Raw genomic sequence first — 26,172 nt, 5'->3', positions numbered from 1 at the left:
CATGAAACCGCAGCCGATGCGCCTGGGGGACTTGTCAGTGGGCTTCGTCCATAGCCTGGCTGACGCGGTCGCCAGCCATGGGCAAGACCCGCAACCCTTGCTTGAACAGTACGGTCTCGATGCCGCGCGCCTGGCCGAGCCTGGGGCTCGATTGTCGATTCCACGCTACATGCGCCTGGGCCACGCCGCGATCCAACAAACCCAGGACCCGGCCCTGGGCCTGCGCATGGGTCAGCTCGGCCGCTTGAGCCAGGCCGGGCTGGCGGGCGTTACCGCGGCCCAGGCACCGACCGTGCGCGAGGCGGCCCGCTGCATGATCCGCTTCGAACCACTGTATGGCTCCAACTATCGCGGCCAATCGAGTTTCCATGAGGATGCCCGGGGCGCTTGGCTACGGTTCTATTCCATCAGCCCGTATAACGCCTATAACCGCTTCGTCGTGGATTCGATCCTTGCCGGCTGGCTGGCGCAGTTGTCCAGCGTCAGCGGCATCGCGCTGCGGCCCGAACGCATCGAAATCGAATTCGAGGAGCCTGCGTACCTGGACGCCTACCGCACGCTCGGTGACTGCCCGATCCAGTTTGGCGCCGAACAGAATCAACTGCGCCTGGGCCTGGACAGCCTCGCCCAGCGCAACCCACAGCATTGCCCCAGCACCTGGCACCATCTGGTTCAATTGTGTGAACGGGAATTGGAACAACTGACCCGCACCCGCAGCCTGCGTGAGCGCATCATTCAACTGCTGGGGCCGTTGCTCAACGGCGGCCGGGAGCCCGACCTGGAGGAAGTGGCGGCTCGCTTGAAGCTGCCGACCTGGACCCTGCGTCGCAAGCTGGCCGAGGAAGGCACGCAGTTTCGCGCCATTCTCAACGACACCCGCCGCGACCTGGCCATGACCTACATACGCGATACCGAACTGGCGTTCGGCGAAATCGCCTATCTGTTGGGATTCGCCTCGGCCGAGGCATTTCAACGGGCCTTCAAGCGCTGGAACGACCAGACGCCTGGGGAGTTTCGTCGTAGTCACAGAGGGAGTTGAGCTTCAAGCGTTTAGCTGAAGCTTGCAACGCCCTTACAACTCCGTCGCATCTTCGGCGGGTTCCAGCGGGTCCAGTTCATAGGCCTGGTATTCCAGCAGCTCTTCCTGATAATCATCCATTACGTGTCCTTCCCCTGTCATTGAGACCATGCCTGATGGCGCTGGCATCAGCATAAAGCTGCTTTATGAACAAAACATGAAGCAAAGGCTTCATGAATTAAACGTAGCACAGGGGCAGGAAATTACCGCGTGAAGTGTGACAGGGCGTAACTCCCTGCCACAGCACCTCAGGAGGCCGGAAGCGGCTGGATCGGCTCGGTCGGGGGCGGCAACGAGCTGGACGGCGGTGGTGGCGGTGTCACGGTTTCCGTCGTCGGCGCAGATTCGAACGACTCGGGCGCAATCGGCGCGGGCTCGCTTGGCGGTGCGACTGGCTCCGATACCGTAGGAGCGGTTTCGACAGGGGCCGGCGTGGCCTCCTCCACCGGTGCAGCTGGCGCGGGGGCAACAGGCTCCGGTGCAGGCGCTGGTCCAGGCACCAGGGCGGCCGGTTCGACCTTGGTTTCCGGAATACCCAGTTCAGCTTTCGGTTTATCGGCGCTCTCGACAGCCTTCTTCGCTTCGGGCGGCAGGAACAGCTCTACCAAGGCAAAGAAACGCTCATAGAACTTGGCCGCCGACACGGTTTCGCTGGCGACCTTGACCATCGAATCGTCCGAAGAGCCGATCGGCATCGATACGGAACCCAGCACGCCCACGCCCAGGCTCGCGGAGTTGTTGATTTTCTTCAGGGCGTAGCGGTCCTGCAAGGCGTTGGCGAACATGGTCGCACGATGCCCTGCCCCACCATCTTCGGCACAGACCAGGTTGAAGCTGATCTCCATGTGGGTGTCGCCGGTCTGCTGGAAACTCTTGTGGCCGCTGACCAGCTTCGGATCGCTGCTGGTGATGATGTAGCCCTGGCTGAGCAACGCCCTACGCCCCGCCTCGCAGGTGGCGGCGTCACTCACTGGATAAGTGCGCGAGAACGTGCCGGAGTCATCGAAGTTCTCGTGCTCGTAAATGGCGGCTTTCTTCGACGAGCAACCGGCTGCGGCGGCCAGCAGCAATGCAAGCCCGACGGTGCGCATGTGAAATGATCTGAACATTGAACATCCTGAGAAAAACGGTCCGGGGCGTATTGTGCAACAGAACGCGACCTGGCAGCGTGGCTAATCTTGTTTCAAGGGGGTTACAAGTCTACTGGGGGTTGTTTGCAGGAAAAAGACGCTGGTCCGGTGGAGCGACGAATACCCCCCGCTTTTGGGCAACAAGCAGATATGAAAACCCTGGCATTTTGGCCTAATGCCGTTTACTTGAGCCGGTTAATGAAGATTTTGACATTCCGCTTCGAGAGGCGTGGTTTTTACCTGGTTTGGTGTGTGTTTCCCCCATCTCCGAAAAAACGAAGCAAAAAAAACGACGCTTCCCATTTCTGAAGAAGCGCCGTTTTTTTCTAACTGAACAGCATCACAACCAAGTTTGAAAAAGCATCACGCAATTAGAACCGCTTGATATCCGCCTGGCTCTCCAACTGCTTGCGATACGCCGCAAAGTCCTGCTGACCAACACGGGACGCAAGGTAACGACGATATTCAGCCTTCTCTTCGTCAGTCGGTGCCGCCGCTTCGTTCACGCCGTTCAGACGTACGACCACCAGGCTGCCGTCAGGCAAGGTCACGCTGCTGAACGTCGGCTTGTCCTTGGATTCAGGCTTGGGCATGCGGAACAGTGCTTGCAGCACCGCCGGGTCGATGCCTTCCTGGTTGCGGGTGGCTGCCTCGGCGGTTTTCCAGCCTTGGCCCTCGATCGGCTTGTCCAATGCAGTCTTGCCGTCGCGCAGGCTGGCGATCAACTCGTCAGCACGGGTCTTGGCCGCTGCGCTGGCGTGCTCCTTGGCCAATTGGGCACGAATGGGCCCTGCCACCTTGTCCAGCGGCAGTTGCTCAGGCTTGCGGTGCTCCTTGGCACGCAGCACCACGACGGTTTCCGGATCCAGCTCGATGGCGGTGCTGTTGGCACCCTCATCCAGCACTTCCGGGCTGAACGCAGCGGTGACCACGGCACGATTGGCCGCAATCCCTTCGCCGCCTTCACGCCCGAACGGAGCCGACGTGTGGACGGTCAGCTTCAGATCCTGGGCTGGTTGCGCCAGGTCGGACGCTTCGAACGAGGCATCCTCCAGTTGCTTGGTCGCCTCGACAAAACGTTGCTCCACCTGCTGGGTTTTCAGCTCGCGGGTCAGCTTGTCCTTGAGACTGGCAAACGTAGGCACTTCAGGCGCCTCGACACCCAGCAGCTTGATCAGGTGCAGGCCGAAATCGGTGCGTACCGGTGCCGAGACCTGGTCCTTGTTCAACGCATACAAGGCCTTTTCGAATTCCGGATCGTAGACGCCTGGACCGGCATAGCCGAGATCGCCACCGTTGTTCGCCGAACCTGGATCCTGGGAAAATTCCTTCGCCAACGCTTCAAACGACTCGCCTTTGGCCAGGCGAGCCTGGATCTCTTCGATCTTCGCCTTGGCCTGGGCTTCGGTCACCTTGTCGTTCACTTCAATCAGGATGTGCGCAGCCCGACGCTGTTCGGACAGGTTGGCGATTTCCTTCTGATAGGCCGCTTGCAGGTCTTCGTCCTTGACGCTGACCTGATCGAAGAAAGAGGCTTTCTTCAGTTCGAGGTAATCGATGACCACCTGGTCAGGCGTCATGAATTCCTTCGCGTGTTGGTCGTAGTAAGCCTTGACCTCGTCATCGGTCAGCTTGACGGACGCCGGGTCAGCCTTGATGTTCAAGGTGGAGAAATCACGGGTCTGTTTCTCCAGGCGGGCAAATGCCAGCACTTGGGCATCGGTGACGAAACCGCTGCCTGCCAGGCCTGCGCGCAACTGACCGATCAGCATTTCCTGAGCCAGCATCTGGCGGAACTGCATACGGCTGTAACCCAGCTGGCGGATCACCTGGTCGAAACGCTCGGCGCTGAATTTGCCATCGACCTGGAACTCAGGCGTTTGCAGGATCACTTGATCGAGCGCAGCTTCGGAGAAAGCGAATTTGGCATCGTGTGCGCCCTGCAGCAACAGCTTGCGATCGATCAGGCCCTTGAGCGCCGAATCGCGCAGCATTTTTTCGTCCAGCAGGGAGGCGTCGAAATCCTTGCCCAGCTGTTGCATGAGCTGACGGCGTTGCATGTCGACCGCCTGGCTCAGCTCGTTCTGGCTGATGTTTTCGCCGTTGACCTTGGCCGCTTCGTTGCTGTTGGTGGTGGCTTTGAAAATGGCATCGAAACCGGTCAACGCCATCAATGCGACGATGACCCCGATGATGGTCTTGGCAATCCAGCCTTGTGAATTGTCCCTGATATTCTGCAGCATGCGTCCCCCAGAAACGGTTGAACTTCAAATTTAGGCAACCGTGGAGCGTGGGTAGAATCCGGATAGAAGAAAGGCGCATCCGAGGATGCGCCTTCTCGTAACTGGCGGAGCGGACCGGGCCCTAACCTGCAAGCCCTGGTGTGCCAGGCCGGTTGCAACCGGCCGTGTTACCGCTCCGCTGCCAAGCCAGGCATGACCCCGACCCGGATAAACTCAACGAAACCTTAGTTAACGGCTTCTTTCAGTGCTTTACCAGCTTTGAAGCCTGGCTTTTTGGCAGCAGCGATTTCCAGCGTCTTACCGGTCTGCGGGTTGCGACCGATACGAGCAGGACGATCGGTCACGGAGAAGGTGCCGAAACCAACCAGAACAACGGAGTCGCCAGCCTTCAGAGCGCCAGTGACGGATTCGATTACAGCGTCCAGCGCACGGCCAGCAGCAGCTTTCGGGATATCAGCGGATGCAGCGATAGCATCAATCAGTTCCGACTTGTTCACTCTAAGTCCCCTTATATCTATTTGAGATGATTCTAAGTTTTTTTGGTGAAAGCAAAAAACGAGTGCTGAATGGCCTGCAGACACTTAAGAGCCGCTTTATAACAAGGGCTCTAAAAAACTGTCAAGAAAGCCCCCCAGGCAAATGCGTACTAATGCGTGCTAATTCTTTCCTTAGAGTCAGACTCTCGCTTTTCTTCCTTCGCGACAATCTCCGGAGCCACATCCGGCAAGGGCTCCGGCGCGTATTGCAGCGCAATTTGCAGGACCTCGTCAATCCATTTAACTGGTTTGATCTGAAGATCTTGCTTGATGTTGTCAGGAATTTCCTTCAGGTCGCGGACATTCTCTTCAGGAATGATCACGATCTTGATCCCGCCACGGTGTGCCGCCAGCAGTTTTTCCTTCAGACCGCCGATCGCCAGGACTTGGCCGCGCAACGTGATTTCACCTGTCATCGCGACATCGGCGCGCACCGGAATACCGGTCAACGCCGAGACGAGGGCCGTGCACATGCCTACACCGGCGCTAGGGCCGTCCTTGGGCGTAGCCCCTTCAGGCATGTGGATATGCGTGTCACGCTTCTCATGGAAGTCCAGGGGGATGCCCAGGCTCCGGGCGCGGCTGCGAACCACGGTCAGCGCAGCGGTGATCGACTCGACCATCACGTCGCCCAGGGAACCGGTCTTGATCAACTGCCCCTTGCCCGGCACCACGGCCGCTTCGATGGTCAGCAACTCACCACCGACCTGTGTCCACGCCAGGCCAGTCACCTGGCCGATCTGGTCCTGCTGCTCGGCGAGGCCATAGCGGAACTTGCGTACACCCAGGAAGTGCTCCAGCAGGTCCGAAGTGACCTTGACCGCGAAGCGTTTTTCCAGCGCGTGCTCCTTGACCGCCTTGCGGCAAACCTTGGCAATCTGCCGTTCCAGGCCACGCACACCGGCTTCGCGGGTGTAGTAACGGATGATGTCGCGAATCGCTTCCTCGTCGAATTCCAGCTCGCCTTTTTTCAGGCCGTTGGCCTGGATCTGCTTGGGCGAAAGGTATTTCACGGCAATGTTGATCTTCTCGTCCTCGGTGTAGCCCGGCAGACGAATCACCTCCATCCGGTCCAGCAATGCTGGCGGAATGTTCATGGAGTTGGAGGTGCAGAGGAACATCACGTCCGACAGGTCGTAGTCGACCTCCAGGTAGTGATCGTTGAAATTGTGGTTCTGCTCGGGATCGAGGACTTCGAGCAATGCAGAGGCAGGATCGCCGCGCATGTCGCTACCCATCTTGTCGATTTCATCCAAAAGGAACAGCGGGTTGCGCACGCCAACCTTTGTCATCTTTTGAATCAATCTTCCTGGCATCGAACCGATGTAGGTACGGCGATGACCACGAATCTCCGCCTCGTCGCGCACGCCGCCAAGGGCCATGCGTACGAATTTTCGGTTTGTGGCGTGGGCAATCGACTCCGCCAGGGAGGTTTTACCGACCCCGGGAGGACCGACCAGGCACAGGACAGGGCCACGAATCTTTTTCACGCGTTTCTGCACGGCGAGGTATTCAAGGATGCGCTCCTTGACCTCTTCCAGGCCGTAATGGTCGGCGTCGAGGATGTCTTCGGCTCGCGCCAGGTCCAGGCGTACCTTGCTCTGGGCTTTCCACGGCACCTGGACCAGCCAGTCGATGTAGGAGCGCACCACGGTGGCCTCGGCCGACATCGGCGACATTTGCTTGAGCTTGTTCAGCTCGGCCTGGGCCTTGGCCAGTGCATCCTTGGGCAAACCAGCGGCATCGATGCGCTTTTTCAGCTCTTCGATTTCGTTGTGGCCTTCGTCGCCGTCGCCGAGTTCCTTCTGAATGGCCTTCATCTGCTCATTCAGGTAGTACTCGCGCTGACTGCGCTCCATCTGTTTCTTGACGCGGCCGCGAATGCGTTTCTCGACCTGCAGCAGATCGATTTCGCCGTCGAGCAATGCCAGCACGTGCTCGACACGGGCGGACAAATCGATGATTTCGAGGATTTCCTGTTTCTGCTCGATCTTGAGGGCCATGTGGGCCGCCATCGTATCGACCAGCCGGCCCGGCTCATCGATGCTGTTAAGCGACGACAGGACCTCTGCAGGCACCTTCTTGCCCAGTTGCACGTATTGTTCGAACTGAGACAGCAGGCTGCGGACAAACACCTCTGATTCGCGCTCGGGCGCATCGACTTCTTCGATCAGCGACACTTCGGCCCGGCAATGGCCGTCCACTTCGCTGAAACGCTCCACAGCACCGCGCTGCTCGCCTTCAACCAGGACCTTGACGGTGCCGTCAGGCAGCTTGAGCAGTTGCAGAACCGTTGCAATCGTACCTACGCGATAAAGTGCGTCCTCGCCAGGATCATCGTCAGCAGGGTTCCTCTGAGCCAGCAAGAGAATCTGCTTGTCACCCGTCATCGCAGCCTCGAGGGCTTCGATGGACTTCTCGCGCCCCACGAACAGCGGGATAACCATGTGCGGATACACCACTACATCGCGCAATGGCAGGAGAGGCAATTCGATGGTTGTCTTCATGATTTCGCCTCTACGGCGGCCCTAAGGCCGGAAACAGATGGAAGTAAGCTTGAAACCAAGATGGGGGCAGCCTTGAAAAAAAACAAGCACTAGACACGTCTAAAACGCGCTAAAAGCAAAGGGGCCCGAAGGCCCCTTCTTTGTTCCGGCAGCGGGACGCTCAAGCGTCCGGCGCGGCCTTGGCAGTCGGCTCACTGTTTTCGTAGATATACAGTGGCTTGGACTTGCCTTCTATAACGCTTTCATCGATCACGACTTTACTCACCTCGGACTGCGAGGGGATCTCATACATCGTGTCGAGCAATACACCTTCGAGAATCGAGCGCAACCCACGGGCACCGGTCTTGCGTTCCAGGGCACGTTTGGCGACCGATTTCAGCGCGTCGGAACGGAACTCCAGGTCTACACCTTCCATTTCGAACAGCTTGGCATACTGCTTGGTCAGGGCGTTTTTCGGCTCGGTCAGGATCTGCATCAACGCGGCTTCATCCAACTCGTCCAGCGTTGCCAGGACCGGCAGACGACCGACGAATTCCGGGATCAGACCGAACTTGACCAAATCGTCAGGCTCGACTTCACGCAGGGACTCACCGACTTTCTTGCCTTCTTCCTTGCTGCGCACTTCGGCGTTGAAACCGATGCCACCACGGGTGGAACGGTTTTGAATAACCTTTTCCAGGCCGGAGAACGCACCACCGCAGATGAACAGGATGTTACGGGTGTCGACTTGCAGGAATTCCTGCTGCGGATGCTTGCGACCACCTTGGGGCGGAACGGAAGCGACCGTACCTTCGATCAACTTGAGCAAGGCCTGCTGCACGCCCTCACCGGAAACATCCCGGGTGATGGACGGGTTGTCGGACTTGCGGGAAATCTTGTCGATTTCGTCAATGTAGACAATGCCCATCTGGGCTTTTTCCACATCGTAGTCGCACTTCTGCAACAACTTCTGAATGATGTTCTCGACGTCTTCACCTACATAACCAGCCTCGGTGAGGGTGGTTGCGTCGGCGATGGTGAACGGAACGTTCAGCAAGCGAGCCAGGGTTTCGGCAAGCAGGGTCTTACCCGAGCCTGTCGGGCCGATCAGCAGGATGTTGCTCTTGCCGAGTTCGACCTCATCATTTTTCTTGTCACGCTGGTTCAGGCGCTTGTAGTGGTTGTACACCGCTACGGCCAGTACCTTTTTCGCACGTTCCTGACCAATCACATACTGATCAAGGATGCCGCTGATTTCTTTAGGCGAAGGCAATTTATGCGCGCTGCTCTCGGCCTGGGCTTCCTGCACCTCCTCGCGGATGATGTCATTGCACAGGTCGACGCACTCGTCGCAAATGAAGACCGAGGGGCCGGCAATCAATTTGCGTACTTCATGCTGGCTTTTGCCACAGAAGGAGCAATAAAGCAGTTTGCCGTTGTCCTCGCCGTTGCGGGTGTCAGTCATTCGATCGATCCAAATCCGATAGGCTTGCAACACAAGATGAAGGCAATTGCGGGCTTTTTCAAGCCCGCAGGCGGCCGGTCATCCCAACCACCTGCATTTTGAGCGGCTTAGGCAGGCATTTGACGCTTGTTGATCACGGAGTCGATCAGGCCGTATTCGGCTGCACGCTCGGCGCTCATGAAGTTGTCACGCTCGGTGTCGCGCTCAATGGTTTCGAGGCTTTGGCCCGTATGATGGGCCAGCAATGAATTAAGACGCGAACGAATGTGGAGGATTTCCTTGGCATGGATGTCGATATCCGACGCCTGGCCCTGGAAGCCGCCCAATGGCTGGTGAATCATCATCCGCGAGTTAGGCAGGCAGTGACGCTTGCCCGCTGCGCCGCCGGCGAGCAGGAAGGCGCCCATGCTGCAGGCCTGGCCGATGCAGATGGTGGAAACGTCAGGCTTGATGAACTGCATGGTGTCGTAGATCGACATGCCCGCAGTCACCGAACCGCCAGGTGAGTTGATGTACAGATGGATATCCTTGTCCGGGTTTTCCGCTTCAAGGAACAACAGCTGCGCCGCGACCAGGTTGGCCATGTAGTCTTCAACGGGGCCGATCAGGAAGATGACGCGTTCCTTGAGCAGACGCGAGTAGATGTCATAGGCACGTTCGCCACGGGCGGACTGCTCGATAACCATCGGGACCAGGCCGCCTGCGGCCTGGATGTCAGAGCTCTGCTGATAAAAAGAATTGCGGGACATGTCTCGCAGTCACTCCCAAATAGTTATGTCTTGAATACGCATAAGCCAGCACGAAGGCTGGCTTATGGGTGTTTATTTCTTACCGCAGAACCATCAATCGGCTTGTGGAGCTTCCACCGGCTTGACCGCTTCTTCGTAAGAGACCGCTTTATCGGTCACGCTAGCTTTCTGCAGAACAGTATCCACAACTTGTTCTTCCAGCACAACCGAACGGACTTCGTTCAGTTGCTGGTCGTTCTTGTAGTACCAGGACACGACTTGCTCAGGCTCTTGGTAGGCCGAAGCCATTTCCTGGATCAACTCGCGAACACGGGCTTCGTCAGGCTTGAGTTCGAACTGCTTGACCACTTCGGCGACGATCAGGCCCAGCACGACGCGGCGCTTGGCTTGCTCTTCGAACAGCTCGGCAGGCAGTTGATCCGGCTTGATGTTGCCGCCGAACTGCTGAACAGCCTGGACGCGCAGACGATTCACTTCGTTGTCCAGCAGGGCCTTTGGCACTTCGATCGGGTTGGAAGCCAGCAGACCGTCCATGACCTGGTTCTTGACCTTGGACTTGATGGCCTGGCGCAGCTCACGCTCCATATTCTTGCGAACTTCGGTGCGGAAACCTTCCAGACCAGCTTCCTTGATGCCGAACTGGGCGAAGAACTCTTCGTTCAGCTCAGGCAGTTTCGGCTCGGAAACGCTGTTGACGGTCACGGTGAACTCGGCGGCTTTGCCTGCCAGGTCCAGGTTCTGGTAATCCTCAGGGAAGGTCACGTTCAGAACGCGCTCTTCGCCGGCCTTGGCGCCAACCAGGCCGTCTTCGAAGCCCGGGATCATGCGACCGGAGCCCAGCACCAGCTGGGTAGCCTTGGCGGAACCGCCAGCGAACACTTCACCGTCGACCTTGCCGACGAAATCGATGTTCAACTGGTCTTCGTTCTGGGCAGCACGCTCAGTCACTTCGAAACGAGTGTTCTGCTTGCGCAGGATGTCCAGCATCTTGTCCAGGTCGGCATCCGACACGTCAGCGCTCAGACGCTCGACAGCGATGGATTCGAAACCGGCAACCGTGAACTCAGGAAACACTTCGAACGTGGCGACGAACTCCAGGTCCTTGCCTTTTTCCAGCACTTTCGGCTCGACGGACGGAGCACCGGCCGGGTTCAGCTTCTGCTCGACGACCGCTTCGTAGAACGAAGACTGGATCACATCACCCACGGCTTCCTGACGCGCATCAGCTTCGTAACGCTGACGGATCACGCTCATTGGCACTTTGCCTGGGCGGAAACCTGGGATTTTGGCCTTTTGGGCAGTCTGCTGCAGACGCTTGTTGACCTGAGTCTCGATGCGCTCAGCCGGCACGGTGATGCTCATGCGGCGCTCAAGAGCAGAAGTATTTTCAACAGAAACTTGCATGGATATTCCTCGTTGCACAGACGTTGGCCGGGCGTTTCCGACCCCAGAATCAAGGGCATGCATTCTAGTAGGTCAAACTCAAGAAGTCACCCTACTGAAAACACGCTGGAAACAGGCGCCGGATTTAGGACGAGGCAATCGCTCATGCCCCACCCGGATTGCAAATACAGTCGATTCAGCCCAGGGCTCTGCGCCAATGCTTCTATATATAGAAGCAGCTTGCCCGATGGTGCAGCTCCCGGCCTCACAAGGAGACCGACGGACATACCGCGCATCATCACGAAACATATTCGCGACGAATCGGCCGCTGCGCACAACCCCAAGAAACCGTAACGACGCCAAACACAGAACCACCGAAAACAAAAACGGCGCAGCCCTTTTCAGGTACTGCGCCGTTTTCTGCTATTTAAATAGCGACTTGTATGGTGCGGACGGAGAGACTCGAACTCTCACACCTTGCGGCGCTGGAACCTAAATCCAGTGTGTCTACCAATTCCACCACATCCGCGTATCAAGCTTTTAAAGCAAAGGCGCCAGACCGTTAAATCTGGCGCCTTTCTAGAATATGGGGTGGACGATGGGGATCGAACCCACGACAACGGGAGTCACAATCCCGTGCTCTACCAACTGAGCTACGCCCACCATATTGCCTTGTTGCCTTACTTGTGCCAAAGCTGCCTAATTGGCGCACCCGGCAGGACTCGAACCTGCGACCATCCGCTTAGAAGGCGGATGCTCTATCCAGCTGAGCTACGGGCGCCTTTTTAATCTGTATTCTTGGACGATTACAAACTAAGTGCTTTCAGTTTTACCGAGTTGAAACAACCAACTCCGCTCAACCTTCTTAACCAGTGCTAGGCTGTGCCCGACAAGTGCGACGAATGTTATAGACGGCCTGATAGGTCGTCAACTCTTTTTTAAAAAAAATTCATTTAATTAAAGGGGTTAGGGGAATTTGCAGACCAAGCGCCTTTGCCCTCGCGCCCCGGCATGCGAGAATGCGTTCTCTTTTTTTCCCCTCTCGATGGTTAACCACGCGCAATGACTGCACAACTTATCGACGGCAAATCGATCGCCGCCAGCCTGCGCCAGCAGATCTCCCAACGAGTCACCGAGCGCCGCCAGCAAGGCCTGCGTACGCCCGGCCTTGCGGTGATCCTGGTCGGCAGCGATCCTGCCTCTCAGGTTTATGTCTCGCACAAGCGTAAAGACTGTGAAGAGGTCGGCTTCCTTTCCCAGGCCTACGACCTGCCTTCCGAAACCACCCAGCAAGCGTTGGCCGATCTGATCGATCGCCTGAACGACGACCCTAACATCGACGGCGTTCTGCTCCAACTGCCACTGCCTGAACACCTCGACGCCTCCAAGCTGCTGGAGCGTATCCGCCCGGACAAGGATGTCGACGGCTTCCATCCTTATAACGTCGGGCGCCTGGCCCAGCGTATCCCACTGCTTCGTCCCTGCACCCCCAAAGGCATCATGACATTGCTGGAAAGCACTGGCGTGGACCTGTATGGCCTTGATGCGGTGGTGGTGGGTGCATCCAACATCGTTGGCCGTCCGATGGCCATGGAGCTGCTGCTGGCCGGCTGCACCGTGACCGTGACCCATCGATTCACCAAGGACCTGGCCGGCCATGTCGGCCGCGCTGACCTGGTGGTGGTAGCCGCCGGCAAACCCGGCCTGGTCAGGGGCGAGTGGATCAAGGAAGGCGCCATCGTCATCGACGTGGGCATCAATCGCCAGGAAGACGGCAAGCTGGTGGGCGACGTGGTCTACGAGACCGCCCTGCCCCGCGCCGGCTGGATCACGCCGGTACCCGGCGGCGTAGGCCCGATGACCCGCGCCTGCCTGCTGGAGAACACGTTGTACGCGGCCGAAACGCTGCACAGCTGATACGCGCCAATCAAAACCCTGTGGGAGCGAGCTTGCTCGCGATAGCGGTGGACCGGCCAACCTCCAAGTTGACTGACACGCCGCCATCGCGAGCAAACTCGCTCCCACAGGTGTTTTTGGCAGTCGGATTTGAGCCGCCAGGCCTCGACCGCGTCTTTGGATCGCGCAAATTACGAATTTTTCAGATTCGATTCGCCAAAATCGCCCTTCATTAAACTTTATTTATTCACAAGCCTTGGCGATACAGGCATATAGCGCTGCTGTCGCCCATACTCCTAAAATGCGACGTTTTTTTAAAAGTCGTTGCTCAACGGCACCTTCAACTCTATCGAGTCCACTCGCGTGAAAATCCGTCTTTCGATCCTCAGCCTGTTCTTCGTTTTCACAGGCACCTTCACCACACAGGATGTCTACGCGCAGGAAACCATCGCGGCCCCACGGGATACGTCAAAGCTGCAAGTCGCTTCAGGCAGCGCGATCCTGTTGGATCTCCAGACGGACAAGGTCGTTTATTCAAGCAACCCGGACGTGGTGGTGCCCATCGCGTCGGTGACCAAGCTGATGACCGGTCTGATCGTGCTGGATGCCAAGCAAAACCTGGACGAGTACATTTCCATCACCATCGCCAACACCCCAGAGATGAAGGGGGTGTTTTCCCGGGTCAAGCTCAACAGCGAACTGTCGCGCCGGGACGTGCTGCTGATCGCCCTGATGTCTTCGGAAAACCGCGCCGCCGCCAGCCTCGCCCACCACTATCCGGGCGGCTACGCGGCGTTCATTGCCGCCATGAACGCCAAGGCAAAGGCGTTGGGCATGACCAGCACTCACTACGTCGAACCGACGGGCCTGTCGACCCACAACGTCTCGACCGCCAGGGACCTGACCAAGCTGCTGATCGCCGCACGCAAGTATCCTCTGCTGAGCGAACTGAGCACTACCAAGGAAAAGACCGTTACCTTCCGCAAACCGGTGTATAGCCTGGGCTTTCGCAACACTGATCACTTGGTCCATAAGGCCAATTGGGATATCCAGTTGACCAAGACCGGTTTCACCAACGAGGCCGGCCACTGCCTGGTACTGGTGACGAAGATGAGCAATCGCCCAATGGCGCTGGTGATCCTCGACGCGTTCGGCAAGTACACGCACTTCGCCGATGCCAGCCGGATACGTAGTTGGGTCGAGACCGGGAAAAGCGCCGACGTGCCGGCGGTGGCCCTGCAATACAAGGCCGCCAAGAATCTCAAGAGCCGTCAGACTGGCGTGGTGGAAGCCTCCAAATAATTGCGCGACATAAAAAAGCCCCGACTCGTCGGGGCTTTCTTGTTTATGGCTTCAGGTCACCCAGCGGATCATAGGGCTTGGGCTTGGGCTTGCGCTCATCCTTCTTGTCCAGCGGCGCCTTGGCCGGCCCTATCGGATCGACCTGGGGATCATCGAGATCCGGCGAGTCCGGATCGAAACCCAGGTCGTCGCCGCTGGAATGCTCTGACGAATGTGGCCCCGTAGGTGTTTTCGATTGTGCCATGCGTGCCTTCCTCCAATCGCGGTCGGAAAATGCCCGACCCTGAAGATAAGAGCCTCAGGCCTGCCGGGTTGTGCCCGGCAAGTGACGAACGGGGTGAACGATCAGTGTGCCGCACCCAAGGTCTTGGTGGCTCGTGCGGCTGCTTGCTCCTGCCCTGCCCCAGCCAATTCATCCGCCGCTTTCAGCCAACGCTGTGAATCGACATTGGCCGGAAGCTGCGTGGGACGCTGGAGCAGCACCGCCCAGCCACCCGCGCTCTTGAAGGCCGATTCGAAGGCACTGAAGCTGATCAATTGCCGCCGGTTCATGCCTGATCGCAGCAATACCGTCTGCTTCTGACGGTTGTAGCCGGCGAGAATCCCATACCGAGGCTCGGCCCAGAACGCCGAACCGTCTATGTAGCGCACCAGCACCGGATAACCTGCCGCGACCTGTTCCAACAGCGCGGGCAGCTTGGCGTCGAGGGGATACACCAGCAACCCGTATTCGCGCGCCAGGGTTTGCATATTCTGCTGCAAACCGGTTTCGCCACCCGGCAGGTGCAATGGTTTCTCCAGCAACCCCGGGGTAATTACCGTGCCTTGCAGCGTCAACAGAGCGGCCAGGGACTGCGGGGCGCCCTGGTGCATTTCGCCACGATAGAACGGCACACTGTTGAGTTCCACCCGCTCGGGCAGGCGCTGGATCTGCGGCGACACACTGCCCGCACAGCCCGCCAGGGCGACGAGACAGGACACTGTCAGTACCAGTGATCGAAAAGATGAAATGACCGGCGACATGATGACTCTCTTGTTCAGGCACCCGGCATCCGGGCCAGGCTTGGGTCGACGATCATAAGGCGCGCACAGCCCTGGGTATAGCCATAACAACAGTTTTACGAGCGCGATAGAACGAACCGATCCGTGCCCAACCGCCACGGATCGACTACCTGCAACACTTGAGCGACTAGACTGTCCACTGTACTGAGTGGGTTATCCCGGACCGGGATAAAAGGAGGCACAGATGAGCCTGACAACGACAATTCTGATGCTGATATTCGGCTGGCTGAGCGTAGCCACGGCCATGCTGTGGGGCGTGCTTCGGATCACCCGGCGCCATCACCACGCGCCAGCTGCGCAATCGGAAAAAACCACAAAAGCCGCCCGGCGCCACGCCACCGCACACTGACCACTCGCCATTCAAAACAAAAAAGCCACCCGGGCCTGGACCCGGGTGGCTTCTGTCTGCCTGGCATCAGGCGTTGTTGGCCAACGCCCTTTCCTTGGCCCGTCGGGACAACATGTTCAACACCTCGATCGCCGCCGAGAACGCCATGGCCGCGTAGATATAGCCCTTGGGCACATGGGCACCGAAGCCTTCGGCGATCAGCGTCATGCCGATCATGATCAGGAAGCCCAGGGCCAGCATGACCACGGTCGGGTTGTCGTTGATGAACTTGGCGAGCGGTTCGGCCGCCAGCAGCATCACCAGCACCGACACAACGACTGCAATGATCATGATCGGCAGATGCTCGGTCATGCCCACGGCGGTGATGATGCTGTCGATGGAGAACACCAGGTCCAACATCAGGATCTGACCGATTGCCGCGGCAAAGCCCAGGGTCACACCGGACGTGGCTGTCTTGGGATCATCCGGCGCCGGGTCCATGCTGTGGTGGATTTCGGTGGTGGCTTTCCACAGCAGGAACAGGCCGCCGGCAATCAGGATCATGTCTTTCCAGGAAAACGCCTGGCCCAGGATTTCGATGACCGGCTCGGTCAACTGCACGATGAAAGCAATGGTGCTCAACAAGCCCAGGCGCAGGATCAGCGCCATGCCGATACCGATCCGCCGCGCCTTGGCCCGATGCTGAGCCGGCAATTTGTTGGTCAGAATCGAAATGAAGATCAGGTTATCGATGCCAAGCACGATTTCCATGACCACCAGAGTTGCCAGGGCGATCCACGCGGTGGGGCTGGCGGCGAGCTGTAAAAGATAATCCATGGGTCAGTCCTGACTGATGTGACGGGTTAGATGGTTTCGGTAGAGGATTCTGATTTTTCAGCGTCTTCAGCCGGCTGTTTCTTGGGGCTGATCAACCCGCCGGTGGCTTCGCTGATCGCCTGTTCGGCGGCCTTGTGGGTATCGTCGATGGCCTGCTTGGCGGTTTGCGCAGCTTGCCCCATCAGTTGCTGGGCACTTTTTTCAGCCTGTTCACAGCCCGCCAGTGTCATTGCGGACATCGCCAACAAGGCTGCAAGCCCCACGGATTTGTATGTCATGGAATGAACGCCTCTTGAAAGATATAGAAGGAGCACGAAGTGGCCCACCAATGGCCAGGCATTCTAGAGACGCGAATACTTCAGGAAAATTCGTATTTTCAGCGGTTATACTTCGTTTTTTACGAACTAACGTGAACCCATGCTCAATTACCGACAATTGCATTACTTCTGGGTGGTGGCGAAAACCGGCAGCATCGTGCGAGCGTGCGAGCAGTTGAACCTGACCCCACAGACCATCAGCGGGCAGATTTCCCTGTTCGAGCAGACCTATAACATCAAGCTGTTTCGTCGGGTCGGGCGGCAGTTGGAACTGACCGAGGCCGGCCGCCAGACATTGCCCTACGCCGAACACATGTTCCAGTTGGGCGGCGAATTGGAGCTGATGCTGCGGGCCCAGCCCAACGAACAGCAAACCCTGTTTCGGGTCGGGGTGGCGGATGTGGTGCCCAAATCCATCGTCTATCGATTGTTGGCACCGACCATGGAGTTGAGCGAGCCGCTACGCATCACCTGTCGCGAGGACAAACTCGAACGGTTGCTGGCGGACCTGGCGATCCAGCGTCTGGACCTGGTGATTTCCGACAGCCCGATGCCGACCCACCTGGACATCAAGGGCTACAGCCAGAAGCTGGGGGAATGCGGGATCAGCTTTTTCGCCACCGCCGCGCTGGCCGAACGCTACGGGCAGGATTTCCCCCATGGCCTGCATGACGCTCCGCTGCTGATTCCCGGGCCGGAAACCGTGGTGCGCAGCCGCTTGCAACGCTGGTTCGCCGAACAGCAGATCCAGCCGCGCATCGTCGGCGAGTTCGACGACAGCGCATTGATGCAGGCCTTCGGTCAATCCGGCAGCGGGATTTTCATCGGTCCAAGCGTGATCGCCGAAGAGGTGAAGCGCCAGTACGGCGTAGAAGTGATCGGCCAGACCGATGCGGTGAGCGAATCCTTCTACGCCATTTCCGTGGAACGCAAGGTCAGCCACCCCGGCATCGTCGCGATTGCCGAAGGCGCCCGACGCGAGTTGTTCAGCGCCTAGCAGGTAACCCGGGGCTTGAAGGTCATCAGGAGCAACGCCAGCAGGATCGATACAAAGATGAACCCGGCTGCCGCAAACCCGACACTGCCCAGGCCCAGGGTATCGATGACCCGGCCACCGACCATCGCCCCCAGGCCAATCCCCAGGTTCGCCCCGGCAATGTTCAACGATGCGGCGAACGCCGGAGCCTGTGGGGCCGCCTTCATCAGTCGCACGTGGCTGACCAGGAACAAAGCCGCCTGGGTCACGCCCCAGATGCCCATCGCCGCCGCCAGCGCGAGAGGCGAATGAATGCTCGGCACCAACGCCACCATGCCGCCGATCAGGAACAGGCAGAAGACCATCGATGCGATCAACGGATGCCGGTCCACCGCACGGCCGCCCAGGGAATTGCCCAGCAGCCCGACGGCGCCGAAGCCCATCAGGCACCAGCCCACCAGAGTGCCGTCGAATCCGGCCAGGCGCTCAAGGATATCCGCCAGATAGGTGTAGGCGGTGAACATGCCGCTGAACACCAGGATCGACAACAGCACATGCCCTTGCATCAACGGGCTGCGCAGGATCTTGAATTGCGAACGGAAACTCACCTGATGTTGGTGCAGGTTGGTTTTCGGCAAGTAGATAAACAGCAGCAAGGCCTTGGCGAAGGCAATGACAGCCAGGATCGCGAACGCGCTGCGCCAGCCAAACGCATCGGAAATCAACGTACCCACGGGAATGCCAAACACCGTGGCACAGACGATACCGAAGCCGATCCGGGCGATGGCCCGCCCGGCTAGCTGGGGTCCGACAATGTCCACCGCCGTTTCACTGGCCAGCGCCCAGAACACCGGCAGGCCCAGGGCCGGAATCAACCGGGCAATGGCCATCACCCAGATGTTGGGGGCGAACGCGGCAAGCATGTTGGCCAGACCGAACATGACCAGCACGCTGATAAACAACTTGCGCCGCTCGAAGCGGGCGAACCAGGCGGTCAGGAATGGCCCGAACGCGGCCACCGTAAACGCGAACAACGTCACCAGCAACCCGGCCTGGGGAATAGTGACATGCAGGTCACGGGCGATAGAGGGCAACAGGCCAACGATGACGAATTCCGTGGTCAGCACGGTAAAACCGGCGGCTGACAACAGGAAAATGGGTAACAACATGCAGAACTCCAGCGAAACGACGACACCAGCGTTAGCCCAAGGGCCCGCTGGCGGTAAGAAGGTGAGAACGGCAAAGCCTAACAGAATGCGCGCGTCTTACAAACGCAGGCCATGGTCCGGATAAGGGTGACGGACTGTCACAGGTCCGTCAGATTTTTTACCGGCTGTGATAAAGTCCGCGGCCTGCAAACGCCGTACTTTCTCTCGGTCCGCTCATGTGGCCTGCCCGCTTGTTGCCCTGATTCGTCGACCGTCGCACACAATAAAATCAGAGATGCCGCTATGACAGCTTCGTCCGTTACCCCATTGCAACGCCTTAAACGCACCAGCCTGGTGACGCAAATCATCATCGGCCTGATCGCCGGTATTGTCCTGGCATGGCTGGCGCCCGACCTGGCGAAGGCCACCGCATTCACCGGCAAGGTCTTCGTTTCCGCGCTCAAGGCCGTGGCGCCGATCCTGGTATTCGTGCTGGTCATGGCCTCGATCGCCAACCACAAGCATGGCCAGGAAACCCATATCCGACCGATCCTGTTCCTCTACCTGCTGGGCACTTTCGCCGCTGCGGTGGTCGCGGTGGTGGCCAGTACGCTGTTTCCCTCCAGTCTCGTGCTGTCGACCCAAGACGTCGCGGTCACGGCGCCCGGCGGCATCAGCGAGGTGCTGCAAAGCCTGCTGCTCAGCGTGGTGGACAACCCGGTCCGGGCGCTGATGGACGGTAACTTCATCGGCATCCTGGCCTGGGCCATCGGCATGGGTATCGCCATTCGTCATGCCGGCGAAACCACACGCACTGTGCTCGACGACCTGTCCAACGGCGTGACCGTGATCGTGCGCCTGGTGATCAGCTTCGCCCCGCTGGGGATCTTCGGCCTGGTGGCCTCGACGCTGGCCACTTCCGGCTTCGGCGCCCTGCTCGGCTACCTGCACCTGCTCACCGTGTTGATCGGCTGCATGCTGTTCGTGGCGTTGGTGGTCAACCCACTCATCGTGTTCTGGAAACTGCGTCGCAACCCCTACCCGCTGGTATTCACCTGCCTGCGCGAGAGTGGCATCACGGCGTTTTTCACCCGCAGCTCGGCGGCGAATATTCCGGTGAACCTGGAACTGAGCAAACGCCTGGGCCTGCACGAAGACACCTATTCGGTATCGATCCCACTGGGCGCGACCATCAACATGGCGGGCGCTGCCATTACCATCACCGTACTGACCCTGGCGGCCGTGCATACCCTGGGTATCGCAGTGGATGTGCCAACGGCCGTGCTGCTGAGCGTTGTCGCGGCCATTTGCGCGTGCGGTGCATCCGGGGTGGCTGGCGGTTCGCTGTTGCTGATTCCCCTGGCGTGCAGCCTGTTCGGTATTCCCAGCGAAATCGCCATGCAAGTGGTCGCGGTGGGCTTCATCATTGGTGTCCTGCAGGACTCGGCGGAGACGGCGCTGAACTCGTCGACGGACGTGCTGTTCACGGCGGCGGCTTGCCTGGGTGAGGAAGAGAAGCTCGCGCGTACGGCGTAATCAGGATCGACCTGCCTCTTGTGAGGTCTGTGACGCCGTCATCGCGAGCAGGCTCGCTCCCACAGGAGATTTGTTGTGTAGCGTCTATTGTGCGAGCACCGTTGCCCCCTGTGGGAGCGAGCCTGCTCGCGATAGCGGTGGTACATCCGCCGAGGATGTAACAGACAGCCACAAAAAAGCCCGGGAACGGCCCACACCGTCCCGGGCTTTTTCATGCCTGCGGGGTTAGAACGCGCCCATGTAGTCGCGCTTGCCCACTTCCACACCATTGTGGCGCAGCAATGCGTAGGTGGTGGTGACGTGGAAGAAGAACTGCGGCAGGCCGTAGGTCAGCAAGTAGCTCTGGCCGCTGAAGCGCTTTTCCTTCGGCGTGCCCGGACGGGTAACGATTTCGATACCTTCCTTGCCATCGATCTGCTCAGGGCGGATGCCCTCGATAAAGGCCAATACCTTGGTGATCAGGGCTTGCAGCTCGGCGAAGGTGGTCTCGCTGTCGTCATACTTCGGCACTTCGACCTCAGCCAGGCGTGCAGACACACCTTTGGCGAAGTCCACCGCGATCTGCACCTGGCGCACCAGCGGGAACATGTCCGGGTACAGGCGGGCTTGCAGGAAGGCGTTCGGGTCGATGTTCTTCGCGGTGGCGTGGGCTTCGGCCTTGTTCAGAACGTCGCTCAACGCGTTGAGCATCTGCTTGAAAACCGGGACGGAAGCGGCGTACAGGGAAATAGTCATGGCAATCTCATGCAGGTGGCAGGAAAGAATGAATCAAACGGCTGCGATTATAGCCACGGCTTGTTGCACGGCTTGTCTTTTATTGCGCAAGGATTAGGCTAGGCGGCTTCCACAGCATAGGGAACGCGCGATGAGCATCGAAGAACAACAGCAGGCTGAAGAACCACGGCTCAATAGCACGGAAATCCGCATCCTCGGCGCACTGGTCGAGAAGCAGGCCACCAACCCCGAGACCTACCCGCTGACCCTCAACGCCCTGGTACTGGCCTGCAACCAGAAAACCAGCCGCGAACCGGTGATGAACCTCAACCCGGGCCAGGTTGGCCAGAGCCTGCGGGCGCTGGAAGGTCGCGGCTTTACCAAACTGGTGATGGGCAGCCGCGCCGACCGTTGGGAACATCGGGTCGACAAAGCCCTGGAGCTGGTGCCGGCCCAGGTGGTCCTGATGGGGTTGCTGTTCCTGCGTGGCCCGCAAACGATCAATGAGCTACTGACCCGCAGCGCACGGATGCACGACTTCGAAGATGTCGAACAAGTGCTGCATCAGCTTGAACGCCTGATCGCCCGTGGGTTGGCGCTGCTGGTGCCACGCCAGGCCGGCCAGCGCGAGGACCGCTATGTGCATGCCATGGGCGACCCGGCGGACATCGAAGCGATTCTCGCCGCTCGCCAGCACCCGGTGGAGCGCGGCGCCGGCGGCGGTGTCTCGCTGGAACGCATCGAAGAACTCGAAGCGCGGATCGCGGCACTGGAAGAACGCCTGGCGCGGCTGGAATAGCGGCGTCTACGCCGAGCGGGCGAAGGCAACAGCTTTTTCGAATTGCTCCAGGTTGGGTCGCACGCCGGTGTACAGCACGAACTGCTCCAGGGCCTGGATCGCAATGACTTCCAGCCCGGTGATGACCCGTTTGCCTTCGGCCCGGGCGCGCACGATCAGTGGCGTTTCCGACGGGATCGCCACGACATCGAACACGGTCTCGGCCGCGGCGATGGTCCCGGGTTCGAACGCCAATTGGTCGGCCTCCGGGCCGCCGGTCATGCCGATCGGCGTGACGTTGATCAGCATCTGCGGCTGTCGGCTCCCCAGTTCAGCTTGCCATTCATACCCCAGGGACTCGGCCAGGGCTCGCCCGGCGGTTTCATTGCGGGCAACGATCAGCCCGTTCTTGTAACCCCCATCACGCAAGGCACTGGCCACAGCCTTGGCCATGCCGCCGCTGCCGCGCAGGGCAAAGGTCGAGTCCTTGGGCACGGCGTGGCTTTGCAGCAACTGGGCGATGGCGATGTAATCCGTGTTGTAGGCCTTCAGATGGCCGTTGGTATTGACGATGGTGTTGATGGATTGGATCGCGGCGGCGGAAGGATCCAGCTCGTCCACCAGGGCGATGCAGGCTTCCTTGAACGGCATCGACACGCCGCAGCCGCGAATGCCCAGGGCGCGGATACCGCCTACCGCTCCAGGCAGGTCCTGGCTGCTGAATGCCTTGTAATAGAAGTTAAGACCCAATTGTTCATACAAATGATTATGAAAGCGCAGGCCGAAGTTTCCGGGACGCCCCGAGAGCGACATGCACAGTTGGGTGTCTTTGTTGGGATTGATCTGCATGCGTGTCTCCTTGCGTTCACTTTCGGACAGACGGAAATACCGTCGCGAAAGGTTTATTCGATGATGATACCGCCCGGCCCGGCCCGATCTCAGGCCCCTGGATGACGCGGCGCGGTAAAGAAAAGCGCTACAGACCTTACACAATATTTACCCAACGGCGTCGCAAATCTTGAGAAAATCGCTGTCATAGCAAGTAACCCCGCGACCCTCATCGGGTCTGTTGCAGACCACAGGCGCCGGGGCCGAAACGAGGAACAGCCATGAATCGTAAACTTCCCATCATCGCCCTGCTCATGGGGGCACTCGCGGTCACCGGCCAGGCATCCGCCCACGGTCGTGGTGGTTGGGAGGGGCCCGCAGTGTTTGGCGCAATCGTCGGTTCGGCCATCGTCGGCTCGGCCATCATCAACCGTGATCGGCCGGTGTATGTGCAGCAACCGGTCTACGTCCAGCCGCAGCCGGTCTACTACCAGCCGCCACCACCGGTCTATTACCAGCCACAGCCGGTGTATGTAGAGCAACCGATCTACTATCGCCCGGCACCGGTGTATTACGGGCCACCACGGGGCTACTACTACGGCCCACCCCGGGGCCATTACGGCCGCTGGTAATCAGCTCTTTCGAGCAGCACAAAAAAGCCTGTGATCCTTGATCACAGGCTTTTTCATGTCCGCTGGATAACCTGTGGCGAGGGGATTTATCCCCGCTGGGGCGCGAAGCGGCCCTAAATGCCGACAACCCAGTGTGTCAGGCAGGTTAAGTTGACTGCTTAGGGGCTGCTGCGCAGCCCAGCGGGGATAAATCCCCTCGCCACAGTGTAATGGTCAGACGTGCTCGCTGCTTTTCAGTCGGATCGGCGCATGCCCTGCCGGCTCGTGAACAGACTCCGCCACCACGGGAATCTCGTTACCATCGCAATCATGCAGCTTGCCGTCGCTGAAGTAATCGCCTTCGCGCAACGCCGCCAGGTCCTGGTAACGCAACACCCGCTCGGTGCCGGCAGCGAAAACCGACTGTTGGTCGGAGTTACCCGCAGTGAGGTGGTTGAACGCCAGGTTCAGCACGATCGCCATGATTGCCGAAGAACTGATGCCCGAATGAAAGATGGTTGCGAACCAGCTCGGGAAATGGTCATAGAAATTCGGTGCGGCAATAGGAATCATGCCAAAGCCGATGGAGGTGGCGACGATGATCAGGTTGACGTTGTTGCGGTAATCGACTTTCGACAGCGTGCGGATGCCACTGGCAGCCACGGTGCCGAACAGCACGATACCGGCACCGCCCAGCACCGAGGTCGGCACCGCCGCGATCACCCGCCCCATGAACGGCAGCAGGCCGAGCACCACCAGAAACACCCCGCCGGTCGCCACTACGAAACGGCTCTTGATCCCGGTCACCGCCACCAGCCCGACGTTCTGGGCAAAGGCACTCTGGGTGAAGGAACCGAAGATCGGCGCGATCATGCTCGACAGCATATCGGCCCGCAAGCCGTTGCCCAGGCGCCTCGAGTCGACTTTGGTGTCGATGATCTCACCCACGGCCAGGATGTCGGCGGAAGTTTCCACCAGGGTCACCATGATCACAATGCACATCGACAGGATCGCGGCGATGTGGAAGGTCGGCATGCCGAAATGGAACGGGGTCGGGAAGCCGAACATCGGGCCTTGGCTGACCGATGAAAAGTCCGCCATGCCGAGGAACACAGCGATGACAGTGCCAATGACCATCGCCAACAGAATCGATAACCGGGAGATGGTGGCGCTGCCCATTTTGCTCAGCAACAACACCAGTACCAAGGTCACCGCAGCCAGGCCGATGTTGGCCATGCTGCCGAAATCTGCGGCGTGACTGTTGCCACCCATCGCCCAACGCGCCGCCACCGGCATCAGGGTCAGGCCGATGGTGGTGATCACGATGCCTGTGACCAAGGGCGGAAAGAACCGGGTGATGCGCGAAAACACCGGGGTAATCAGCAAACCGATCAGCGACGCTGCGATCACCGCACCGAGGATGGCTTGAAAGCCGCCTTCCCCGCCGCTGCCGACAATCGCCACCATGGTCGCGACGCCCGAGAACGATACACCTTGCACCAAGGGCAACTGGCAGCCGAAAAACGGCAAGCCAAGGGTTTGCAGCAACGTCGCCAAGCCCCCTGCGAACAATGACGCGGCAATCAACAGACCGATATCAGCCGGCGAAAGCCCGGCTGCCTGGCCGATGATCAACGGCACGGCGACGATGCCGCCGTACATGGTCAACACATGTTGCAGGCCGTAAGCCATATTCGCGCCGACGCCAAGGTTTTCGTCCTCAGGCCGTGGGAGTGAAACATGGGGCGTTTTCATGGTTCGGGAATTCCCTGTTTTTTGTTATGGGCACACTGTATTCAAAACTCAGGACAAATGTCCATAGAGTTGTATACAACTTGTTACCCTACCCAGGCACAGGATTCCCGCCCAACAGCCTTTTTATGGCTGGAGCAAGCCCACGACTGCTGGCCGCAACAGCTCGCGAGGCGGTACACGCAGGTCGAATTCCTGTTCCAGCACGTCGATCAACTCGTCGGCATCGGTGAGCGATCGTCGTTCACTCTCCTGCCCTATCCGGTGCACGGCATAGCTGTTGCCGTTCAGGGTCTTGCGCAACCCATCACCGGTGCGGGCGACCATCAACCGGCCCATGAACGGCGACTCAGGGTGGCTGCAGACGTACCAATTGCCGAGGGTGTAGTCGATGTCTTCCTGGCGTTGCAGATCGAACAGGTACATCGGCCGCCATTCGTCGGCCACGTTGGCACGCAACAGGTAACCGTCCGCATGGGTCTCGATGCGGTACGGTTCATGGGGCGTGACTTGTGCCTCACGGCTGTCCAGCAGCAGCGGCGCTGTTGGCACCATGCCACCGAAGCCGACGTCGGTGATGTAGCGCACACCCTCGAACGTCACCAGGCTCAGCCGGTGGGTCCGGGCAGTCCAAGTGCCCTCAGGCGCGTTCATCACCACGCGTCCGGTGATGCCCCGGGCCTCGAAACCCAACGTCTGCAACAACGCCAGGAACAATTGGTTGAGTTCATAGCAATAACCGCCGCGTCCTTGCTCGAACACTTTTCGCTCGACCGACTCAAGGTCGATGGGCACGGGTTGGCGCAGCAATGTCGAGAGGGTTTCAAAGGGGAATTCGGCGGTATGGCGCCATTGCAGTTGACGTAACGTGTCGAGGGTCGGCGCGGGGGGCGCATCGAAGCCCAGGCGCCGCAGATAGCGGGCCGTGTCGCTCAGTTGGGAATGACTCATGAGGGTGTCCTTTTCCGGGGGCGGCGCAGCGCTCACGACATACGCACTGCTATTGGGCGCCAGGTA

The 26,172-nt window shown here is 59.2% G+C and carries 24 protein-coding genes and 3 tRNA genes; 8 read left to right on the top strand and 19 right to left on the bottom strand.

Annotation, left to right across the window (positions count from 1 at the left end):
- Position 1: 1 nt before the first annotated feature.
- The gene (locus tag PBDP_RS09885; RefSeq protein ID WP_109751644.1) at positions 2 to 1,039 is read left to right on the top strand and encodes an AraC family transcriptional regulator; all 1,038 of its coding nucleotides are present in this window, start codon (positions 2 to 4) and stop codon (positions 1,037 to 1,039) included.
- 287 nt (positions 1,040 to 1,326) lie between these two features.
- Here PBDP_RS09885 and PBDP_RS09880 read toward each other — a convergent pair whose 3' ends face one another.
- From PBDP_RS09880 to PBDP_RS09835, 10 genes are all read right to left on the bottom strand, one after another.
- Positions 1,327 to 2,187 (bottom strand): DUF2242 domain-containing protein, encoded by an 861-nt coding sequence (locus PBDP_RS09880; RefSeq protein WP_212802162.1) that lies wholly within the window; start codon positions 2,185 to 2,187, stop codon positions 1,327 to 1,329.
- Between the two features lie 392 nt (positions 2,188 to 2,579).
- Positions 2,580 to 4,451 (bottom strand): SurA N-terminal domain-containing protein, encoded by a 1,872-nt coding sequence (locus PBDP_RS09875; RefSeq protein WP_176688251.1) that lies wholly within the window; start codon positions 4,449 to 4,451, stop codon positions 2,580 to 2,582.
- Positions 4,452 to 4,675: 224 nt separating this feature from the next.
- Positions 4,676 to 4,948, bottom strand: a complete 273-nt coding sequence (locus PBDP_RS09870; RefSeq protein ID WP_002552737.1) for an HU family DNA-binding protein — start codon at positions 4,946 to 4,948, stop codon at positions 4,676 to 4,678.
- A 149-nt stretch (positions 4,949 to 5,097) separates the two neighbouring features.
- Positions 5,098 to 7,494, bottom strand: coding sequence for an endopeptidase La (gene lon / locus PBDP_RS09865; protein ID WP_109751641.1), 2,397 nt, complete (start codon positions 7,492 to 7,494; stop codon positions 5,098 to 5,100).
- A gap of 160 nt (positions 7,495 to 7,654) precedes the next feature.
- Positions 7,655 to 8,938, bottom strand: a complete 1,284-nt coding sequence (gene clpX / locus PBDP_RS09860; RefSeq protein WP_109751640.1) for an ATP-dependent Clp protease ATP-binding subunit ClpX — start codon at positions 8,936 to 8,938, stop codon at positions 7,655 to 7,657.
- 107 nt (positions 8,939 to 9,045) lie between these two features.
- A complete protein-coding gene (gene clpP, locus PBDP_RS09855) occupies positions 9,046 to 9,687 on the bottom strand; it encodes an ATP-dependent Clp endopeptidase proteolytic subunit ClpP (protein WP_003183177.1) in 642 nt (213 codons plus the stop codon).
- A 93-nt stretch (positions 9,688 to 9,780) separates the two neighbouring features.
- Positions 9,781 to 11,091 (bottom strand): trigger factor, encoded by a 1,311-nt coding sequence (tig, locus tag PBDP_RS09850; protein ID WP_109751639.1) that lies wholly within the window; start codon positions 11,089 to 11,091, stop codon positions 9,781 to 9,783.
- 423 nt (positions 11,092 to 11,514) lie between these two features.
- A tRNA-Leu gene (locus PBDP_RS09845) sits at positions 11,515 to 11,599 on the bottom strand.
- Positions 11,600 to 11,657: 58 nt separating this feature from the next.
- Positions 11,658 to 11,733, bottom strand: a tRNA-His gene (locus PBDP_RS09840).
- 41 nt (positions 11,734 to 11,774) lie between these two features.
- Positions 11,775 to 11,851: transfer RNA gene (locus PBDP_RS09835), tRNA-Arg, on the bottom strand.
- A gap of 281 nt (positions 11,852 to 12,132) precedes the next feature.
- Between PBDP_RS09835 and folD the strand changes: the two genes are divergently transcribed.
- The gene (gene folD / locus PBDP_RS09830; protein ID WP_109751637.1) at positions 12,133 to 12,987 is read left to right on the top strand and encodes a bifunctional methylenetetrahydrofolate dehydrogenase/methenyltetrahydrofolate cyclohydrolase FolD; all 855 of its coding nucleotides are present in this window, start codon (positions 12,133 to 12,135) and stop codon (positions 12,985 to 12,987) included.
- 342 nt (positions 12,988 to 13,329) lie between these two features.
- Positions 13,330 to 14,268: a D-alanyl-D-alanine endopeptidase gene (pbpG, locus tag PBDP_RS09825; RefSeq protein ID WP_109751636.1), complete on the top strand. Its 939-nt coding sequence runs from the start codon at positions 13,330 to 13,332 to the stop codon at positions 14,266 to 14,268.
- Positions 14,269 to 14,311: 43 nt separating this feature from the next.
- On the opposite strand, the gene PBDP_RS09820 is transcribed toward pbpG, so the two are convergent.
- Both PBDP_RS09820 and PBDP_RS09815 read right to left on the bottom strand, forming a co-directional pair.
- Complete coding sequence (locus PBDP_RS09820; RefSeq protein WP_212802161.1) at positions 14,312 to 14,512, bottom strand: DUF6021 family protein; 201 nt, start codon at positions 14,510 to 14,512, stop codon at positions 14,312 to 14,314.
- A gap of 101 nt (positions 14,513 to 14,613) precedes the next feature.
- Entirely contained in the window at positions 14,614 to 15,291 is a 678-nt protein-coding gene (locus tag PBDP_RS09815; protein ID WP_109751634.1) for a hypothetical protein, read from the bottom strand.
- Between the two features lie 223 nt (positions 15,292 to 15,514).
- Between PBDP_RS09815 and PBDP_RS09810 the strand changes: the two genes are divergently transcribed.
- A complete protein-coding gene (locus tag PBDP_RS09810) occupies positions 15,515 to 15,679 on the top strand; it encodes a hypothetical protein (protein WP_176688252.1) in 165 nt (54 codons plus the stop codon).
- Between the two features lie 66 nt (positions 15,680 to 15,745).
- On the opposite strand, the gene PBDP_RS09805 is transcribed toward PBDP_RS09810, so the two are convergent.
- Together PBDP_RS09805 and PBDP_RS09800 are read right to left on the bottom strand one after the other, a co-directional pair.
- Entirely contained in the window at positions 15,746 to 16,495 is a 750-nt protein-coding gene (locus PBDP_RS09805) for a TerC family protein (RefSeq protein WP_109751633.1), read from the bottom strand.
- A 26-nt stretch (positions 16,496 to 16,521) separates the two neighbouring features.
- A complete protein-coding gene (locus PBDP_RS09800) occupies positions 16,522 to 16,773 on the bottom strand; it encodes a hypothetical protein (protein WP_109751632.1) in 252 nt (83 codons plus the stop codon).
- Between the two features lie 139 nt (positions 16,774 to 16,912).
- On the opposite strand from PBDP_RS09800, the gene nhaR reads away from it, so the two are divergent.
- A complete protein-coding gene (nhaR, locus tag PBDP_RS09795) occupies positions 16,913 to 17,809 on the top strand; it encodes a transcriptional activator NhaR (protein ID WP_063322135.1) in 897 nt (298 codons plus the stop codon).
- Here nhaR and PBDP_RS09790 read toward each other — a convergent pair.
- Positions 17,806 to 18,957 (bottom strand): MFS transporter, encoded by a 1,152-nt coding sequence (locus PBDP_RS09790; protein ID WP_109751631.1) that lies wholly within the window; start codon positions 18,955 to 18,957, stop codon positions 17,806 to 17,808. The genes nhaR and PBDP_RS09790 overlap by 4 nt on opposite strands.
- A 282-nt stretch (positions 18,958 to 19,239) precedes the next feature.
- On the opposite strand from PBDP_RS09790, the gene sstT reads away from it, so the two are divergent.
- Positions 19,240 to 20,472 (top strand): serine/threonine transporter SstT, encoded by a 1,233-nt coding sequence (sstT, locus tag PBDP_RS09785; protein ID WP_212802160.1) that lies wholly within the window; start codon positions 19,240 to 19,242, stop codon positions 20,470 to 20,472.
- Positions 20,473 to 20,697: 225 nt separating this feature from the next.
- Here sstT and PBDP_RS09780 read toward each other — a convergent pair whose 3' ends face one another.
- Positions 20,698 to 21,207 (bottom strand): DUF1993 domain-containing protein, encoded by a 510-nt coding sequence (locus PBDP_RS09780; protein ID WP_109751629.1) that lies wholly within the window; start codon positions 21,205 to 21,207, stop codon positions 20,698 to 20,700.
- A gap of 130 nt (positions 21,208 to 21,337) precedes the next feature.
- Here PBDP_RS09780 and PBDP_RS09775 point away from each other — a divergent pair, with 130 nt between their 5' ends.
- Entirely contained in the window at positions 21,338 to 21,985 is a 648-nt protein-coding gene (locus PBDP_RS09775) for a YceH family protein (protein WP_212802159.1), read from the top strand.
- Positions 21,986 to 21,991: 6 nt separating this feature from the next.
- On the opposite strand, the gene PBDP_RS09770 is transcribed toward PBDP_RS09775, so the two are convergent.
- A complete protein-coding gene (locus PBDP_RS09770) occupies positions 21,992 to 22,813 on the bottom strand; it encodes a shikimate 5-dehydrogenase (protein ID WP_116831893.1) in 822 nt (273 codons plus the stop codon).
- 260 nt (positions 22,814 to 23,073) lie between these two features.
- Between PBDP_RS09770 and PBDP_RS09765 the strand changes: the two genes are divergently transcribed.
- A complete protein-coding gene (locus PBDP_RS09765) occupies positions 23,074 to 23,424 on the top strand; it encodes a hypothetical protein (protein ID WP_109751626.1) in 351 nt (116 codons plus the stop codon).
- 213 nt (positions 23,425 to 23,637) lie between these two features.
- Here PBDP_RS09765 and PBDP_RS09760 read toward each other — a convergent pair whose 3' ends face one another.
- Both PBDP_RS09760 and PBDP_RS09755 read right to left on the bottom strand, forming a co-directional pair.
- A complete protein-coding gene (locus tag PBDP_RS09760; protein ID WP_109751625.1) occupies positions 23,638 to 25,158 on the bottom strand; it encodes a nucleobase:cation symporter-2 family protein in 1,521 nt (506 codons plus the stop codon).
- A gap of 123 nt (positions 25,159 to 25,281) precedes the next feature.
- Positions 25,282 to 26,106, bottom strand: coding sequence for an arylamine N-acetyltransferase family protein (locus PBDP_RS09755; RefSeq protein WP_109751624.1), 825 nt, complete (start codon positions 26,104 to 26,106; stop codon positions 25,282 to 25,284).
- Between the last annotated feature and the right edge of the window lie 66 nt (positions 26,107 to 26,172).

Source organism: Pseudomonas sp. St290 (genome assembly GCF_018325805.1).
In the GTDB taxonomy this organism is placed as follows: domain Bacteria; phylum Pseudomonadota; class Gammaproteobacteria; order Pseudomonadales; family Pseudomonadaceae; genus Aquipseudomonas; species Aquipseudomonas bijieensis.
The sequence above is the reverse complement of the archived record's forward strand: the minus strand, read 5'-3'. Positions and strand labels throughout refer to the sequence as shown.

What these genes read in the sequence shown, in the direction of transcription:
- PBDP_RS09885 (WP_109751644.1), top strand. Translation starts at nt 2, where the DNA reads ATGAAACCGCAGCCGATGCGCCTGGGGGACTTGTCAGTGGGCTTCGTC.
- PBDP_RS09880 (WP_212802162.1), bottom strand. Translation starts at nt 2,187, where the DNA reads ATGTTCAGATCATTTCACATGCGCACCGTCGGGCTTGCATTGCTGCTG.
- PBDP_RS09875 (WP_176688251.1), bottom strand. Translation starts at nt 4,451, where the DNA reads ATGCTGCAGAATATCAGGGACAATTCACAAGGCTGGATTGCCAAGACC.
- lon (WP_109751641.1), bottom strand. Translation starts at nt 7,494, where the DNA reads ATGAAGACAACCATCGAATTGCCTCTCCTGCCATTGCGCGATGTAGTG.
- clpX (WP_109751640.1), bottom strand. Translation starts at nt 8,938, where the DNA reads ATGACTGACACCCGCAACGGCGAGGACAACGGCAAACTGCTTTATTGC.
- clpP (WP_003183177.1), bottom strand. Translation starts at nt 9,687, where the DNA reads ATGTCCCGCAATTCTTTTTATCAGCAGAGCTCTGACATCCAGGCCGCA.
- tig (WP_109751639.1), bottom strand. Translation starts at nt 11,091, where the DNA reads ATGCAAGTTTCTGTTGAAAATACTTCTGCTCTTGAGCGCCGCATGAGC.
- folD (WP_109751637.1), top strand. Translation starts at nt 12,133, where the DNA reads ATGACTGCACAACTTATCGACGGCAAATCGATCGCCGCCAGCCTGCGC.
- PBDP_RS09820 (WP_212802161.1), bottom strand. Translation starts at nt 14,512, where the DNA reads ATGGCACAATCGAAAACACCTACGGGGCCACATTCGTCAGAGCATTCC.
- PBDP_RS09815 (WP_109751634.1), bottom strand. Translation starts at nt 15,291, where the DNA reads ATGTCGCCGGTCATTTCATCTTTTCGATCACTGGTACTGACAGTGTCC.
- PBDP_RS09810 (WP_176688252.1), top strand. Translation starts at nt 15,515, where the DNA reads ATGAGCCTGACAACGACAATTCTGATGCTGATATTCGGCTGGCTGAGC.
- PBDP_RS09805 (WP_109751633.1), bottom strand. Translation starts at nt 16,495, where the DNA reads ATGGATTATCTTTTACAGCTCGCCGCCAGCCCCACCGCGTGGATCGCC.
- PBDP_RS09800 (WP_109751632.1), bottom strand. Translation starts at nt 16,773, where the DNA reads ATGACATACAAATCCGTGGGGCTTGCAGCCTTGTTGGCGATGTCCGCA.
- nhaR (WP_063322135.1), top strand. Translation starts at nt 16,913, where the DNA reads ATGCTCAATTACCGACAATTGCATTACTTCTGGGTGGTGGCGAAAACC.
- PBDP_RS09790 (WP_109751631.1), bottom strand. Translation starts at nt 18,957, where the DNA reads ATGTTGTTACCCATTTTCCTGTTGTCAGCCGCCGGTTTTACCGTGCTG.
- sstT (WP_212802160.1), top strand. Translation starts at nt 19,240, where the DNA reads ATGACAGCTTCGTCCGTTACCCCATTGCAACGCCTTAAACGCACCAGC.
- PBDP_RS09780 (WP_109751629.1), bottom strand. Translation starts at nt 21,207, where the DNA reads ATGACTATTTCCCTGTACGCCGCTTCCGTCCCGGTTTTCAAGCAGATG.
- PBDP_RS09775 (WP_212802159.1), top strand. Translation starts at nt 21,338, where the DNA reads ATGAGCATCGAAGAACAACAGCAGGCTGAAGAACCACGGCTCAATAGC.
- PBDP_RS09770 (WP_116831893.1), bottom strand. Translation starts at nt 22,813, where the DNA reads ATGCAGATCAATCCCAACAAAGACACCCAACTGTGCATGTCGCTCTCG.
- PBDP_RS09765 (WP_109751626.1), top strand. Translation starts at nt 23,074, where the DNA reads ATGAATCGTAAACTTCCCATCATCGCCCTGCTCATGGGGGCACTCGCG.
- PBDP_RS09760 (WP_109751625.1), bottom strand. Translation starts at nt 25,158, where the DNA reads ATGAAAACGCCCCATGTTTCACTCCCACGGCCTGAGGACGAAAACCTT.
- PBDP_RS09755 (WP_109751624.1), bottom strand. Translation starts at nt 26,106, where the DNA reads ATGAGTCATTCCCAACTGAGCGACACGGCCCGCTATCTGCGGCGCCTG.